17 protein-coding genes are annotated in these 15511 nt (G+C 31.3%); all 17 read left to right on the forward strand.

Annotation, left to right across the window (positions count from 1 at the left end; all coding sequences use genetic code 11):
* Window positions 1-64 precede the first annotated feature (64 nt).
* The 17 genes from rpiB (at window position 65) to spoIID (ending at window position 15459) form a co-directional block, all read left to right on the forward strand.
* The gene (gene rpiB / locus CDLVIII_RS03905) at window positions 65-514 is read left to right on the forward strand and encodes a ribose 5-phosphate isomerase B (protein WP_009168129.1); all 450 of its coding nucleotides are present in this window, start codon (window positions 65-67) and stop codon (window positions 512-514) included.
* Window positions 515-542: 28 nt separating this feature from the next.
* Window positions 543-1172 (forward strand): uracil phosphoribosyltransferase, encoded by a 630-nt coding sequence (gene upp, locus CDLVIII_RS03910; RefSeq protein ID WP_009168130.1) that lies wholly within the window; start codon window positions 543-545, stop codon window positions 1170-1172.
* Window positions 1173-1263: 91 nt separating this feature from the next.
* The gene (locus CDLVIII_RS03915; protein ID WP_009168131.1) at window positions 1264-1758 is read left to right on the forward strand and encodes a deaminase; all 495 of its coding nucleotides are present in this window, start codon (window positions 1264-1266) and stop codon (window positions 1756-1758) included.
* 160 nt (window positions 1759-1918) lie between these two features.
* Window positions 1919-3079: a UDP-N-acetylglucosamine 2-epimerase (non-hydrolyzing) gene (wecB, locus tag CDLVIII_RS03920; protein WP_009168132.1), complete on the forward strand. Its 1161-nt coding sequence runs from the start codon at window positions 1919-1921 to the stop codon at window positions 3077-3079.
* Window positions 3080-3351: 272 nt separating this feature from the next.
* The gene (locus CDLVIII_RS03925; RefSeq protein ID WP_009168133.1) at window positions 3352-4533 is read left to right on the forward strand and encodes an acetyl-CoA C-acetyltransferase; all 1182 of its coding nucleotides are present in this window, start codon (window positions 3352-3354) and stop codon (window positions 4531-4533) included.
* 663 nt (window positions 4534-5196) lie between these two features.
* Window positions 5197-5562 (forward strand): hypothetical protein, encoded by a 366-nt coding sequence (locus tag CDLVIII_RS03930; protein ID WP_009168134.1) that lies wholly within the window; start codon window positions 5197-5199, stop codon window positions 5560-5562.
* Between the two features lie 16 nt (window positions 5563-5578).
* Window positions 5579-6247, forward strand: a complete 669-nt coding sequence (locus CDLVIII_RS03935; protein WP_035302049.1) for a F0F1 ATP synthase subunit A — start codon at window positions 5579-5581, stop codon at window positions 6245-6247.
* A gap of 48 nt (window positions 6248-6295) precedes the next feature.
* A complete protein-coding gene (gene atpE / locus CDLVIII_RS03940) occupies window positions 6296-6511 on the forward strand; it encodes an ATP synthase F0 subunit C (protein WP_009168136.1) in 216 nt (71 codons plus the stop codon).
* Between the two features lie 63 nt (window positions 6512-6574).
* Window positions 6575-7054: a F0F1 ATP synthase subunit B gene (locus CDLVIII_RS03945; protein WP_009168137.1), complete on the forward strand. Its 480-nt coding sequence runs from the start codon at window positions 6575-6577 to the stop codon at window positions 7052-7054.
* A 1-nt stretch (window position 7055) separates the two neighbouring features.
* On the forward strand, window positions 7056-7595 hold the full coding sequence (locus tag CDLVIII_RS03950; RefSeq protein ID WP_009168138.1) for a F0F1 ATP synthase subunit delta: 540 nt from the start codon (window positions 7056-7058) through the stop codon (window positions 7593-7595).
* A 10-nt stretch (window positions 7596-7605) separates the two neighbouring features.
* Window positions 7606-9120 (forward strand): F0F1 ATP synthase subunit alpha, encoded by a 1515-nt coding sequence (gene atpA / locus CDLVIII_RS03955; protein WP_009168139.1) that lies wholly within the window; start codon window positions 7606-7608, stop codon window positions 9118-9120.
* A 38-nt stretch (window positions 9121-9158) separates the two neighbouring features.
* Window positions 9159-10010, forward strand: a complete 852-nt coding sequence (gene atpG / locus CDLVIII_RS03960; RefSeq protein ID WP_009168140.1) for an ATP synthase F1 subunit gamma — start codon at window positions 9159-9161, stop codon at window positions 10008-10010.
* Window positions 10011-10024: 14 nt separating this feature from the next.
* On the forward strand, window positions 10025-11416 hold the full coding sequence (gene atpD, locus CDLVIII_RS03965; RefSeq protein ID WP_009168141.1) for a F0F1 ATP synthase subunit beta: 1392 nt from the start codon (window positions 10025-10027) through the stop codon (window positions 11414-11416).
* 15 nt (window positions 11417-11431) lie between these two features.
* Window positions 11432-11842: an ATP synthase F1 subunit epsilon gene (atpC, locus tag CDLVIII_RS03970; protein WP_009168142.1), complete on the forward strand. Its 411-nt coding sequence runs from the start codon at window positions 11432-11434 to the stop codon at window positions 11840-11842.
* Between the two features lie 259 nt (window positions 11843-12101).
* Entirely contained in the window at window positions 12102-12743 is a 642-nt protein-coding gene (locus tag CDLVIII_RS03975; RefSeq protein WP_009168143.1) for a hypothetical protein, read from the forward strand.
* Between the two features lie 150 nt (window positions 12744-12893).
* A complete protein-coding gene (gene murA, locus CDLVIII_RS03980; RefSeq protein ID WP_009168144.1) occupies window positions 12894-14156 on the forward strand; it encodes a UDP-N-acetylglucosamine 1-carboxyvinyltransferase in 1263 nt (420 codons plus the stop codon).
* Between the two features lie 244 nt (window positions 14157-14400).
* Window positions 14401-15459: a stage II sporulation protein D gene (spoIID, locus tag CDLVIII_RS03985; RefSeq protein WP_009168145.1), complete on the forward strand. Its 1059-nt coding sequence runs from the start codon at window positions 14401-14403 to the stop codon at window positions 15457-15459.
* Window positions 15460-15511 lie beyond the last annotated feature (52 nt).

A 15511-nucleotide genomic window follows, 5' to 3' on the forward strand; every position in this document is an offset into this window, starting at 1 on the left:
TATTTTTCAGAAAGTGCTGATGATAATAGACTTAAGATTAATTAGATTTGGAGATGATTAAATTATGAAAATTGCAATTGGATGCGATCATGGCGGATTTGAATTAAAAAATGAGATTATTAATTATTTAAAAAGTGAAAATCACGAAGTAAAGGATTTTGGCACATATTCAACTAGTTCTTGTGATTATCCTGATATTGCTTTACCAGTGTCTGAGGCAGTTGCATCAAAAGAATATGAATTTGGAATACTAATCTGTGGTACAGGAATAGGAATCGGTATTTCAGCCAATAAAGTTCCTGGAATAAGAGCAGCATTATGTTCAGATACATTTAGTGCACATGCGACTAGAGAACATAATAATGCCAATATATTAACAATGGGCCAAAGAGTTGTTGGGACTGGGCTTGCTTTGGATATAGTAAAAACATTTCTAACATCAAAATTTGAAGGAGATAGACATCAAAAAAGAATAGATAAAATATCAGAAATTGAAAAAAAGTATAATAAGTAGTGAAAAAGTTTAATTCGGAGGGATAATAATGAGTAAAGTAACAGAAATAAATCACCCATTAATATTACATAAGTTAGCGATTTTAAGAGATGAGGAAACAGGTTCAAAAGAATTTAGGAAGTTAGTAGAAGAAATTTCTATGTTAATGGCTTATGAGGTTACAAGAGACTTACATACAGAAGAAGTTGATGTGAAAACTCCTGTAGCTGTAGCTAAATGTCAAATGCTTGCAGGAAAGAAAATAGCAGTAGTACCTATACTAAGAGCTGGTCTTGGAATGGTTGATGGAGTGATCAACTTAATTCCTGCTGCTAAGGTTGGCCATATTGGATTATATAGAGATGAAAAAACACTTCAACCGGTAGAATATTTCTGCAAATTACCACAAGATATTGCTGAGAGAGACATAATCGTTGTAGATCCAATGCTTGCAACAGGCGGTTCATCAATAGATGCTATAACAATGCTTAAAAATAGAGGAGCTAAAAACTTAAAATTAATGTGTTTAGTTGGAGCTCCAGAAGGAATTGAAGCAGTGCAAAAGGCTCATACTGATGTAGATATATATTTAGCGTCTATAGATGAGAAATTAAATGAAAGCGGATATATAGTACCAGGACTTGGGGATGCAGGAGATAGACTGTTTGGTACTAAATAAAGTTTTTAGTAAAGATTATAAATTAAAAAATATACTGACTATATATACATAAGTAACCTGGACTAATTTATGATTTGTGGGGATTTTGAATATGGAAAGAAGAGATAAGCAAAACTATTATTTAGATATTGCAGAAACAGTTTTAGAGAGAGGAACTTGTTTAAGAAGAAATTATGGATCGATAATAGTTAAAAATGATGAAATAATTTCAACAGGTTATACAGGCGCACCAAGAGGCAGGAAAAATTGTATAGATTTAAATAGCTGCATAAGAGAAAAACTTAATATACCAAGAGGAACCCAATATGAACTTTGCAGAAGTGTTCATAGTGAAGCTAACGCAATAATAAGTGCTTCAAGAAAGGATATGATTGGAGCAACCTTATATCTAGTTGGGAAAGATGCAAAAACTAAAGAATATGTAAAAGATGCTAACTCTTGTTCAATGTGTAAGAGACTGATAATTAATTCAGGAATTATCAGCGTTATTATAAGAGATTCAAAAGATGATTACAGGGGAATTAGTGTAGAATCTTGGATAGAAGATGATGACTCTTTAAAAATTGCAAGAGAAGCAGGATATTGAATTAAAAATTAGGGATTTATGATTTTAATAGCAAATTCTACAATAGAATCATAGAATTTCTGAGTTATAAAGAAGGAAACCAGTGGTTTTTATCCTCAACTGTTAATTGTTAACTCTTGACTTTTAACTGAATGAAATGTTTGAATTAGGAGGAAATGAATTGAGTACTAAAAAAATAATTACTATTTTTGGAACAAGGCCGGAAGCTATAAAAATGGCACCTTTAGTAAAAGAGTTGGAAAAAAGAGAAGAAATTGAATCAAAGGTTTGTGTAACAGCTCAACATAGAGAAATGCTGGATCAAGTCTTAGAATTATTTGATATTAAACCAGATTTTGATTTAAACATAATGAAAACAAAGCAAAGCTTGACTGGAATTACGAGTAGAGTTTTAGAGGGATTAGAAGAAGTATTTAAGGAAGAAAAGCCAGATATGATTCTAGTTCACGGAGATACAACAACTACATTTGCTGGTTCATTAGCTGCGTTTTATCAACAAATTAAGGTGGGTCATGTAGAAGCGGGTCTTAGAACCTTCAACAAATATTTCCCTTTCCCAGAAGAGATGAACAGAAAATTGACAGGTAGTTTAGCAGATTTACATTTTGCACCTACTAAGGGATCAAAAAATAACTTGTTAAGAGAGGGCATAAAAGAGAATGAAATATATGTTACAGGAAACACTGTAATTGATGCAATGAAACACACAGTTGAGGAAAATTACGTTTTTGAAAATGAGGAATTAAACAACATAGATTTTAATAAAAAGGTTATAATGATTACTGCACATAGAAGAGAAAATTGGGGAGAAGGAATTCAGAATATCTGCATTGCACTAAACAAGATAGTGGAACAAAACAGTGATGTAGAATTGATATATTTAGTTCATTTAAATCCGGTTGTTAAAGATGTAGTATTTGAGAGGCTTGGTGGAAAAGAGAGAATTCATTTATTATCACCACTAGATACTAAAGAAACTCATAATTTAATGAACAAATCATTTATGGTAATGACAGATTCAGGAGGATTGCAGGAGGAAGCTCCACATCTAGGTAAACCGGTACTAGTATTAAGAGATGTAACAGAGCGTCCAGAAGCTGTTGAAGCTGGAACTGTAAAGTTGGTTGGAACAGATGTAGATAGAATTGTTTCTGAGGCAAATGAATTACTTAGAAATGATGAAGCTTATTCTAAAATGAGTAAATCTATTAATCCATATGGAGATGGAATTGCATCAAGAAGAATAGTAGATGCTATATTAAAATACTTTGATTTAAATTCAAGAAATGTAGAGGAATTTGATACAGATTCAATAAGATAGCAAGTCAATATGCTTGTTTATTTCGTATCATACTTTTAGGAAATACGTTAATTTAGTTTAGCAATTATGTTAACGTATTTTCTTGTATGACACGGAATATACATGACAGTATTGATTTGTTATTTTTTTCGTATTACTAAAAAATTTTAAAGTTTGTTTAAAATTTAACAATTTTCTCTTGATAAAACAAATAATAGAGGGTATAATTTAGTTATGTTAATAATTTAACGAAAAAATTATAGTATAATTAATGTGATTTGAGGAGGTCAAACATGAAAGACGTAGTTATTGTAAGTGCGGTAAGAACAGCATTAGGTAGTTTTGGTGGTTCATTAAAAGATGTATCAGCAGTTGATTTAGGAGCTTTAGTAATTAAGGAAGCAGTTAACAGAGCTGGGGTTAAACCTGAATTAATTGAAGAAGTTATAATGGGTAACGTAATTCAAGCAGGTCTTGGTCAAAACACAGCAAGACAATCAACAATTAAAGCTGGATTACCACAAGAAGTTTCAGCTATGACAATAAATAAGGTTTGTGGATCAGGTCTTAGAGCAGTTAGTTTAGCAGCTCAAATGATTAAAGCAGGAGATGCTGATGTTATTGTTGCAGGTGGTATGGAAAACATGTCAGCTGCACCATATGTATTAGATAAGGCAAGATGGGGCCAAAGAATGGGCGATGGTAAATTAGTTGACTCAATGATAAAGGATTCATTATGGGATGCTTTTAATAACTATCATATGGGAGTTACAGCTGAAAACATTGCCAAAGAATGGGGATTAACTAGAGAAGAACAAGATGCTTTTGCAGCAGCTTCTCAACAAAAAGCTGAAGCAGCAATTAAATCAGGAAGATTCAAAGATGAAATAGTTCCAGTTGTTATCCCACAAAGAAAGGGAGATCCAAAAGTATTTGATACAGATGAATTCCCAAGATTCGGAACAACAGTTGAAACTTTAGCAAAATTGAAACCTGCATTTATTAAAGATGGTACTGTAACAGCTGGTAATGCTTCAGGAATTAATGATGGAGCAGCAGCATTTGTTGTTATGAGTGCAGAAAAAGCAGCAGAATTAGGAATTAAACCAATGGCTAAAATCGTTTCTTACGGATCAAAAGGATTAGATCCAGCTATTATGGGATATGGACCATTCCATGCAACTAAAAAAGCTTTAGAAAAAGCTAACTTAACAGTAGAAGATTTGGATTTAATTGAAGCAAATGAAGCTTTTGCAGCACAAAGTTTAGCAGTTGCTAAAGATTTAAAATTTGATATGTCAAAAGTAAATGTAAATGGTGGAGCACTTGCTTTAGGTCACCCAGTTGGTGCATCAGGAGCAAGAATCTTAGTTACTCTTCTTCATGAAATGGAAAAAAGAGATGCTAAAAAAGGACTTGCAACACTTTGTATTGGTGGGGGAATGGGAACAGCTCTTATTGTTGAAAGAGTTTAGTACAAATATCATTTCTGTAAAAGTTACTATGATAAACTGTCATAGTAACTTTTTTTTATAGAAGAAATTTTATAAACAAGTTAGTATAAAAGGACAAATTAAAGAAGAAAATAGAAACAATGCTTAGATTACATAAAATTTGAAGTATTATATTAAAAATTTTCATGAAAAAATTTTAGTTAAAAGGTTTTATGCGTATTATAATATGGTTCGAATCTGATGGGTTTAATAAAAGAAGAAGTAAATTTATCTAATAAATTGAAAAATGAAAATAAATTTTGAATTAGCATTAAATTATATATTCAATTTTATTAAAATCATAATTTTAAGTTTGCTATATATGAAAGTTAAAAAAGGCGTTATTTGCACAAAATTTACAGAAATGATAAAAAAAATTTACAATAACTGTAATGAAAATGTTAACATGAATTGAAATGCAATTATTCATATAACAGAATATTCTGACAAGAGCAATGTGAAAAATAATAAACATCAAAAAATAAGAAAAATGAAGTAATATGTAAGATTTGCTGAGCATTTTGAAGAAATACAAATATAAACTAATCATAAGCGGGCAATCGGCATAATTTAACTTAAAATAGTAATTTGTTAAAGATAAATATAAAAGATATAATATAAACATTGAGAGTTAGGAGGTAATGTATGAATAAAGAGATGAATAAACTGCTCTTACAAGCTATCAAGTATGATCTGGTAAGTGGTGCATTGATATCTTTACTGATAGTATTATTTTCTAATTTTACATATGCAGGGATCTATGCAGTAGGAATATGTGTAGCATTAGCTAATTTTTTGGCATATGGTTATACAATTGGAAAAAATTTGGGTAAAGGTGCAAAGAATTGGCTTTTCATACTAGAATTTTTTCTTAGAATGGCTTTCATAGTTATTACTATATTGCCATTCAGAGATAATATGATATATATGCTTTATTATATAGCTGGATTTGTTTCACATTATATTCTGCTAATAGGATCAAATATAATGAGAAGGAAAGGAAGTGTTTGAATTGGAAATTACGCCTATGCCTGTATGGTCGCCTGAAATTTTTGGCTATACTGTTGATATTACAGCGGGTATAATAATTGAATGGGTTGTTATTGTGGTTTTAGCTATAGCTGCTTATGTATTGACAAGAAATTTGAAGTTAAAACCAAATAAAACCCAGGCTGCTGTAGAAAATATATATCAGCTATTAAAAGATTTTATAGTGAACACCATGGGTAAAGAGTATGAATCATTTGTACCATATATAGGAACATTAATGATTTATTTGCTAGTCCTTAACTGGATTGGGGCAATAGGTTTCAAACCACCGACAAGTGATGTTAGCACAACAGCATCATTTGCAATAGTTACATTTTTAGTTGTAAATATAAATGCAATTAGAAAAAATGGACTTCTTGGTTATGGAAAAGCATATTTTCATCCATTTGTACCTATGTTACCACTTAATCTATTAGAAAGAGTTATGTTGCCAATAACATTAGCACTTAGACTTTTTGGTAACATGTTTGCAGCTGTAGTATTGGTAGATTTAGTTTATTCTGGCTTAAGATCAATAGGAGTTTTTGCACAGCTAGGAATACCAATTATATTACATGGTTATTTTGATTTATTTGATGGAGTACTTCAAATGGTAGTATTCTCAATGTTAACTATGATTAATATTAAAAACGTTGCAGAAGAGTAAATTTAAACAAACAAACAAACATTTTTGAAAATTTAAGGAGGAATTAGAATGAGTTTTGGAGTTTTAGCAGCAGGTATAGCTGTATTATCTGGTATTGGAGCAGGTGCAGGTATTGGTATCGCAACAGGAAAGGCAATTGAAGCAGTGGCAAGACAACCAGAAGCACAACCAAGAATAATGACATTTTTACTTTTAGGTGCAGCCCTTGCAGAAACAACAGCGATTTACGGATTAGTAATGTCATTTATAGTAATGGGTAAATAATAGCTAAATATGAGTTCGTATGAGTTAATTGTATTGACTCCGAAGGGAGGATATAGATAAAATATGGAAATTAGATTGTCGACATTAATAATCAACTGGATTAATTTTGCCATTATACTTTTGCTTTTAAGACATTTCTTTTGGAATAAACTAAAAGGAATAATTGGAGAAAGACAAAAATATATAAATGATAAAATGACTAAAGCTGATGAAGATGCTGAAAAAGCTAGAATGTATCTAGTTAAAAATGAGCAGATTCTACAAGGAGCCAAAGAAGAAGGTAAGAAAATCACTGAAGAACAAAGAGCTAAGGGTGATAAGCTTTATGCAGAAATCGTTGAAAATGCAAAAGTTGAAGCAACTTCATTAAAAGAAAGAGCTAGCTTAGAAATTGAAAGAGAAAAAGAAAAAGCAGAATATGAAATCAAAAAACAAGCAGTAGATTTAGCAATCGAGCTTTCAGTTAAAGCATTAGGTGAGCAAGTAGATGAAGCAACACATAGAAAACTTATCGGCGATTTTATTGCTAAGGTAGGTATGTAGTATGCATGAATATTTAGAAAAAAGATATGCTTTAGCTCTATATGAAATTGCTGAGAAAAAAAATAGTGTAGATGAATATTTACGTGATTTAACAGAAATCTGCAACATTTTTGCTGAAAATGAAGATTTCTATGAAGTACTTAAACATCCAGTAATTAATACAACAAAAAAGAAGCAATTATTTACTGATTTGTTTAAAGGAAAGATTGATGATGAATTACTTTCCTTCATGATTATTTTAATTGAAAAAGGAAGAATTCTTCAATTAAAAGATATACTAAATCAAATGGAAAATATTGATTTAGAAAGAAGAAATACTATTAGAGGTCTAGTTAAAACTGTTGTACCGCTTTTAGATGATGAATTAAAACAATTAAAGGATATCTTTGAAAAGAAGTACGAAAAAACTATATTATTTGATACTAAAGTAGACAAAAGCCTTTTAGGCGGGGTCTATGTAAAAGTTGGAAATGATGTTATTGATGGTACTTTGAAATCAAAGGTAGAAGAGATGAAAGATTTAATGCTTAAGAAAGAATAGAGGTGAATCCATGAATATTAAACCAGAAGAAATAACTTCTATTATAAAGAAGGAAATAGAAAATTACGAAAAAGATATTAAAACAGTGGATTCTGGTACTATAATCCAAATCGGAGATGGTGTTGCAAGGGTTTATGGATTAGATAATTGTATGCAAGGGGAATTATTAGAATTTCCTAACAATGTATATGGTATGGTTTTAAACCTTGAACAAGATAACGTTGGTTGCGTTCTTTTAGGAGATGAAAAAGGAATAAAAGAAGGCGATATAGTTAAAGGAACCGGAAAAGTTGTTGAAGTTCCAGTTGGTGAAGCAATGCTTGGAAGAGTAGTTAATGCATTAGGGGAACCAATTGATGGTAGAGGACCTATAATTGCAGCAGGACATAGGCCAGTGGAAGTACCAGCAGCCGGAATCATTGACAGAAGCTCTGTTAATCAACCACTACAAACTGGTATTAAGGCTATAGACTCAATGATTCCAATTGGTAGAGGTCAAAGAGAACTTATAATTGGAGATAGACAAACAGGTAAAACTGCAATAGCAATAGATACTATCTTGAACCAAAAGGGTAAAGATGTTATCTGTATTTATGTAGCTATTGGTCAAAAACAATCTACAGTTGCCCATTTAGTAAATACTTTTACTGAAGCAGGTGCTATGGATTATACTATAGTTGTAGATGCTACAGCATCAGAATCTGCACCACTTCAATATATTGCTCCATATGCTGGATGTAGTATAGGTGAATATTTCATGCTTCAAGGAAAGGATGTATTAATAATATACGATGACCTTTCTAAACATGCTACAGCTTATAGAGCTATGTCATTATTACTTAAGAGACCACCAGGAAGAGAAGCTTATCCAGGTGATGTTTTCTATATTCACTCAAGATTACTTGAAAGAGCTGCTAAACTATCTAAGGAATTAGGTGGTGGTTCAATAACAGCACTTCCAATTATAGAAACACAAGCAGGAGACGTTACAGCGTACATACCAACAAATGTAATTTCAATTACAGATGGTCAAATATTCCTAGAATCTGATTTATTTAATGCAGGACAAAGACCAGCCGTAAATGCTGGTATATCAGTATCCAGAGTTGGTGGTAGCGCTCAAATTAAAGCTATGAAGCAAGTAAGTGGTACATTAAGACTTGAACTTGCACAATATAGAGAACTTGAAGCATTTACTCAATTCGGTTCTGATTTAGATGCCGATTCTAGTAGAAGACTTGAAAAAGGTAAGAGATTAGTTGAAGTATTAAAACAAAATCAATACAGTCCACTTGAAGTTGGAAAACAAGTAATGATATTATATGCTGCAGTTAATGATTTCTTATCAGATATCAAAGTTAGCGATATAAAGAGATTTGAAGAAGAATTCTTAGAATATGCTGACACTCATCATAGAGAAGTTGAAAAAGCAATTATTACTGAAAAAACTTTAACTGATGATATTAAAGCTAAGTTAGAGGAAGCAATAGTTGAGTTTAAAAAGATATTTTTAAAGGAAGCATAGCTTAAATTAGCTATGCCCTTCTTTAGGAGGTGGAAATAATGGGCGCAGCTGGACTTCTTGATTTAAAGAAGAGAATTAGATCAGTAGAAAATACAAAAAAAATAACAAATGCTATGGGGCTTGTTGCCACTTCTAAGTTAAGAAAAACTAAAAATGAACTTGTAGTAAACAATAAGTTCATTGAAATAACTGAACCAACTGTAAAGAATCTTGCAGCTACAGCTAGTTTAGAGGGTGCAAATATTTATTTCGATGGTAATGATAATGAAAATAAATTATATGTGCTAATGACATCAGATTCAGGATTATGTGGTGGTTTCAATAGTGGTGTAGTATCTTACTTAGACAGCATAATTAAAGACAAGAAAAAGACTTCGAAAGTTATTTTGGTTGGAGCTAAAGGTGCTGGTTACTTAAAAAGAATTAAAGTAGAGCCTGTAGCTGAATATGTTGGGATTTCAGATTTACCAACAGTAAGTGATGCAAAGTTAATATTTGATAAAGCCCTTGAAATGTATCTTAATGGAGAAGTTTCAGAAGTTAATATCATATATTCTGAGTTTATATCATCAGTTAATCAGCAGCAAAAATGCGTTAAAATTTTGCCTATAGATAAACCAGAAGAAAAATCAAATCCATACCTTATTGAACCTGATTTAGGTATAGTATTAGAAGATGCTCTTAACATCTATTTAAAAGGAAAAATAAGAAACGTTTTATTGAGCTCAAAATGCAGCGAGCAAAGTACAAGAATGACTGCTATGGATGGAGCTACAAAAAATGCAAATGATTTATTGTCTAACTTAAAACTCAAGTATAATAGAATCAGACAAGGTGCTATTACACAAGAAATAAGTGAAATTGTTGGAGGAGCAGCAGCTCAAAATTAGTAAGGAGGTATCTTATGCCTGAAAAGATTGGAAAAGTAGTTCAAGTAATTGGACCAGTAATAGATATAAAGTTTGATACAGATTCTCTTCCAAACTTATATAATTCAATTATTATTAAGATGGGAGATCATGATTTAGTAGCAGAAGTTGAACAACACGTTGGAGACGATATAGTTAGAGCAATAGCAATGGAAGCTACAGAAGGTTTAAAAAGAGGAATGGATGCTATTGATACAGGAGCACCTATTTCTGTTCCAGTAGGAGAAGAAGTACTCGGAAGATTATTTAATGTTTTAGGAAAGCCTATTGATAAATGTGGTGATGTTGAAATAAAACAACAATACCCAATTCATAGACCAGCACCTAGTTTTAAAGATCAATCAGTTGAACCTGAGATGTTTGAAACAGGGATAAAAGTAGTAGACTTACTTGCACCATATCAAAGAGGTGGTAAGATAGGTCTATTTGGAGGAGCTGGAGTTGGTAAAACAGTTTTAATTCAAGAGTTAATCAACAATATAGCTAAACAACATGGTGGATTATCAGTATTTACCGGTGTTGGTGAAAGATCAAGAGAAGGTAATGACTTATATTATGAAATGAAAGAGTCAGGAGTTATTGATAAGACTGCATTAGTATTCGGACAAATGAATGAACCACCAGGTGCCAGAATGAGAGTTGCCTTAACAGGTCTTACTATGGCAGAATACTTTAGAGATAAAGGGCAAGACGTGTTATTATTCATAGATAACATATTCAGATATACTCAAGCAGGTTCTGAGGTATCAGCGTTACTTGGAAGAACACCTTCAGCTGTTGGATATCAACCAACACTTGCAACTGAAATGGGTGCCCTTCAAGAAAGAATTACATCGACAGTTAATGGATCAATTACATCAGTTCAAGCTGTATATGTTCCTGCCGATGACTTAACTGACCCAGCACCAGCTACAACATTCTCTCATCTAGATGCAACAACAGTTTTATCTAGAGGTATAGCAGAACTTGGTATATATCCAGCTGTAGACCCATTAGAATCTACATCAAGAATACTAGATCCTAAAGTGGTTGGGGAAGAACACTATAAAGTAGCAGCAGACGTTAAAAATGTTCTTGAAAAATATAGACAATTACAGGATATCATAGCTATCCTAGGTGTAGATGAATTAGGAGACGAAGATAAAGCTGTCGTAGCTAGAGCAAGAAGAATCCAAAGATTCTTATCTCAACCATTTACAGTTGGTGAACAATTTACTGGCTTAAAGGGTAAATATGTTCCTATAAAGGAAACTATTAGAGGATTTAGAGAAATTCTTGAAGGTAAGTATGATGATTTACCAGAATCAGCATTCTTATTTGCAGGTACTATAGACGATGTTCTAGAAAAAGCAAAGAATTTAGGATAAAGGGGATGAGCAATTATGGCTAATACCTTTTTACTAAAAATAGTTACACCTAGCCATGAAGTGTATAATGGAGAGGTTGAAAAAGTAATGCTAAAAACTGCTGATGGAGAATTTGAAGTTTTAGCAAATCACGCAAACTTAATATCAAGTACTATTCCTTGTATTGCTAAATTTAAAGATGCTAAAGGAAATGATGAGGAATTATTTATTTCTAAAGCTCTTGTGCAAGTTGGAAATAATGAAATGGTAATAAGTAGTGATGCTGCTGAATTTGAAGAAGACATCGATGAAGAAAGAGCAGAAGAAGCTTTAAAAAGGGCTGAAAGCAGGCTAAAAAACCCTGAAAAATACAATAAGGGTAGAGCAGAAGCAGCATTGCTTAGAGCAAAACAAAGAATATTGTTAAAGAAATCTAGTCATAGATAAAATTTTATGACGATTTAAAGTGTAATATTTCTTATATGGGTGAAACTATATAAGAGACATTACACTTTATTTTTTTATTCCTCAGGTTTATGTTTATATCTTCATAAGGTAGTTTTTTTACTATTTTTTATTCTAGATATTGACAATCTATCACAAAATTTTAAGAAATTTATATTATATAAATATAGTTAGATAAAAATGGAATATTAATTATCAGAATTGTCCATAATTAAAAAAGATAACTTAAGGGGGAAGTAATATGAAAATAAGCATGGCAATTCTTATGTTGTTGTTATCTTTTTTTGAGATAGGAGCGATTTCTGGTAATGTAAATAGTTCACAAAATGCACTAAATTCACTAGAGTTAAAGGCGAGAAATGTAAGTGTATTTGAAGAAAATGGTGTAAAGCTTCAATATAAAACAAAACAAGATATGCAAAGAGAAATTTACAGGATAAAAGAATATTTTATTCATAACACAGAGGGTGATTATGAAGAGATCAATGAAAATCAGTTTGAAATTTTCAATCATAGTTATAACATTAATGTAAAAATATGGCGTGAGGATAAATACAGCTATGTAGAAATTGTACTAATTAATAAGAATAGTGAGTATTCAACAATAAATTTAAGAGATATGATTCAAAAAGTTGAAAATAAAGAATCAGAAGATGTTCAATATTTTTCTTATTACGAAGGAAAAAATTTAAGTGATGGCTACTCAATAAATAAGTTTTTAGATGAGAATGATTTAAAAAATACAGAATTACTAGGGATTAATAATGGCTATACTGGAACAGGATATTTAAATGGCAGCTATAAAATTAATTTTGCATTAATTAGGTATAATAAAGTTTCACATATAATAATTGGTACGCCAATAATATTTACAGCATATTAAGACATATTGAAAAAACTAAAAATTAATTAGTTTTGTCGCGTGCATTGGAACAGGGTTTTATATAAAAAACTAATTCCACTGTATAAATTCAGAACAGATTTAGTTTTTGGACAAAATTTCAGATGTTTAACAATTATTATGGAGGATAATATGGAGAAAATAGTAGTTAAAGGTGTAAAGGAGCTGAAAGGTGAAGTTGATATAAGTTGTGCCAAAAATTCAATTTTGCCTATAATTGCAGCAACTATATTATGTCCAGAACCTATAGTTATTGAAAATACACCTCAATTAGAAGATGTAAAAGTTATATGTAAATTATTAAGTGAATTAAATTGTGATGTTAATATTTCTAATTTAAACAATGAATTGACAATAAATACAAAGAATATAAGGGAAATGGATGCTAATGCTGAGCTGATGAGGAAAATGAGAGCATCATTTTTTATTATGGGACCTATGCTTGCTAGATTTGGATATTGCAAACTATCATTGCCAGGTGGATGTAATATAGGTAGCAGGCCCATAGATTTACATCTTAAGGGATTTAAACTACTTGGAGCTAATGTTACAATTGGCCATGGTTTTGTAGAGGTTAGAGCAAAAAAGATTAGAGGCAATAGAATATACTTAGATTTTCCTTCAGTTGGTGCAACAGAAAATATTATGATGGCAGCAGTTTTTGCTGAGGGTACAACGATAATAGAGAATGCAGCAGAAGAGCCGGAGATATGGGATTTAGCACAATTTCTAAATAAAATGGGTGCTGAAATAGAAGGTGCTGGATTTGGTAAGATAACAATACATGGGGTTAAAAGTCTAAATGGAACTCATTATAGGCCAATATATGACAGAATAGAAGCTGGAACATTTATGATAGCAGCGGCTATTACAAATAGCAAAATAAAAATTAATGGAGCAAATGAGGATCATTTAAGACCGATAATAGAGAAACTAAAAGAATGTGGTGTTAAATTTACTCATAATGACAATAATTCTATAATAGTAGATGGAAGAGGACCTAAAAGGCCATTAGATATAAAGACTTTGCCTTATCCAGGTTTTCCAACAGATATGCAAGCACAGATGATGAGTTTATTATCTATAGTTGAAGGTGTAAGTGTAATCACAGAAACGGTTTTTGAAAATAGATTTATGCATGTGGCTGAGCTTCAGAGAATGGGAGCTAATATAAAAATTGATGGAAGAACAGCAATAATTGAGGGAACTCCTAAGCTCACAGGATGTATGGTGAAGGCAACAGATTTGAGGGCGGGAGCAGCCATGATATTAAGTGGACTAATAGCAGATGGAGAGACTGAAGTAAGCGATGTTTATCATATTGATAGAGGATATGTTAGCATTGAAAATAAATTCAGAAATTTAGGAGCAGATATTTATAGAGTAAGTATATAAATTTGCTTCAGTAATATATTATTAAAAAAAGAAATGCAAAAGCTCAAGAAATAGATATTTTATGTTTATTTCTTGAGCTTTTTTATTTTATTTCTAATATTAAGAAAACTATCAGCAAAGCGGGAAGGCTTAACTATATGAACAACTTATAATTGAAATTTTTATATTTGTAGTTAACATAATCATCATAATTGTAGAAAGTAAAGAATATATTTTATAGTGCATATTTGGGGAGGAAAAATTAATGAAGATAATTGGTATGAAAAATTCAAATATAAAAATTAATAATAATATAAAAATAACTGTCATTATAAGTATAATTATTTTGAGTATCTTAATTGTATTGCCACTAATATTTTTAGATGTTGATCAGGGGAGGAGCAATTCATTTAGTTTAAAGGATGAAAGTCTGATTAAGAATTCACAAATAGTATTTCCACAAAATGGAAAAGTAAAACTTTATCGCAAGGCAGAAGATAAAGTAGAGGAGATAGATTTGGAAGAATATATAATGGGGGTAGTAGCAAGTGAAATGCCAGCAAGCTTTGAAGAAGAGGCATTAAAGGCTCAAGCGGTAGCAGCAAGAACATTTTATATGAATAGACGTAATAACCCAAGCAAAGATGATAAGGAAAAAGGAGCAGAAGTTTGTGACACAAGTAATTGCCAAGTATACATGAGTAGAGATGAAAGGATGTCTAAATGGAGTAGTCAAGAAAAAGAAAGTAATTGGAATAAAATTCAGAAAGCAGTTCTGGATACAAAAGGCCAAGTTCTTACTTACAATGGAGCTGTGTTAGAATATCCACAGTTCTTTGCTATTAGCTCAGGTAAAACTGAAGATGCAAAAGATGTCCTTTCTATTGATGTACCATATTTGAAATCTGAAGAAAGTAAAGGGGAAGAAATTGCTCCTAAATATAAATCTACTGTAAAAGTTCCAATAAATGAATTCGTAAATAAGATTAATGCAAAATATAAAGATGCCAAGATTAAAGTAAATGACTTAGTTTCTCAGATAAAAATAGAAAGCTATACTGAAGCTGGAAGTGTAAAAGAAATTAAAGTAGGTAATGAGAATATAAAAGGCACAGAATTTAGAGAACTGTTTAATTTAAATTCAACAAACTTCATATTAAATTTGGAAAGTGATGGAGTAGAAATAGATTGTACGGGTTATGGACATGGAGTTGGAATGAGTCAGTGGGGAGCAGATGTTATGGCTAAAAATGGTGAAACTTATGATAAAATTCTTAAGCACTACTATAATGGGGTGGAACTTCAAACTATAACATACAAATAAAATAAATATAAAACACGAAAAGTAGTTTAATGAATTCAAGTATAAGCGAACT

Origin of the sequence: Clostridium sp. DL-VIII, from assembly GCF_000230835.1 — a bacterium.
Lineage (GTDB): Bacteria > Bacillota > Clostridia > Clostridiales > Clostridiaceae > Clostridium.

Excerpts from the sequence above, each read along its gene's own strand:
- rpiB (WP_009168129.1), top strand. The coding sequence starts at position 65 with ATGAAAATTGCAATTGGATGCGATCATGGCGGATTTGAATTAAAAAAT.
- upp (WP_009168130.1), top strand. The coding sequence starts at position 543 with ATGAGTAAAGTAACAGAAATAAATCACCCATTAATATTACATAAGTTA.
- CDLVIII_RS03915 (WP_009168131.1), top strand. The coding sequence starts at position 1,264 with ATGGAAAGAAGAGATAAGCAAAACTATTATTTAGATATTGCAGAAACA.
- CDLVIII_RS03925 (WP_009168133.1), top strand. The coding sequence starts at position 3,352 with ATGAAAGACGTAGTTATTGTAAGTGCGGTAAGAACAGCATTAGGTAGT.
- CDLVIII_RS03930 (WP_009168134.1), top strand. The coding sequence starts at position 5,197 with ATGAATAAAGAGATGAATAAACTGCTCTTACAAGCTATCAAGTATGAT.
- CDLVIII_RS03935 (WP_035302049.1), top strand. The coding sequence starts at position 5,579 with ATGCCTGTATGGTCGCCTGAAATTTTTGGCTATACTGTTGATATTACA.
- atpE (WP_009168136.1), top strand. The coding sequence starts at position 6,296 with ATGAGTTTTGGAGTTTTAGCAGCAGGTATAGCTGTATTATCTGGTATT.
- CDLVIII_RS03945 (WP_009168137.1), top strand. The coding sequence starts at position 6,575 with ATGGAAATTAGATTGTCGACATTAATAATCAACTGGATTAATTTTGCC.
- CDLVIII_RS03950 (WP_009168138.1), top strand. The coding sequence starts at position 7,056 with ATGCATGAATATTTAGAAAAAAGATATGCTTTAGCTCTATATGAAATT.
- atpA (WP_009168139.1), top strand. The coding sequence starts at position 7,606 with ATGAATATTAAACCAGAAGAAATAACTTCTATTATAAAGAAGGAAATA.
- atpG (WP_009168140.1), top strand. The coding sequence starts at position 9,159 with ATGGGCGCAGCTGGACTTCTTGATTTAAAGAAGAGAATTAGATCAGTA.
- atpD (WP_009168141.1), top strand. The coding sequence starts at position 10,025 with ATGCCTGAAAAGATTGGAAAAGTAGTTCAAGTAATTGGACCAGTAATA.
- atpC (WP_009168142.1), top strand. The coding sequence starts at position 11,432 with ATGGCTAATACCTTTTTACTAAAAATAGTTACACCTAGCCATGAAGTG.
- CDLVIII_RS03975 (WP_009168143.1), top strand. The coding sequence starts at position 12,102 with ATGAAAATAAGCATGGCAATTCTTATGTTGTTGTTATCTTTTTTTGAG.
- murA (WP_009168144.1), top strand. The coding sequence starts at position 12,894 with ATGGAGAAAATAGTAGTTAAAGGTGTAAAGGAGCTGAAAGGTGAAGTT.
- spoIID (WP_009168145.1), top strand. The coding sequence starts at position 14,401 with ATGAAGATAATTGGTATGAAAAATTCAAATATAAAAATTAATAATAAT.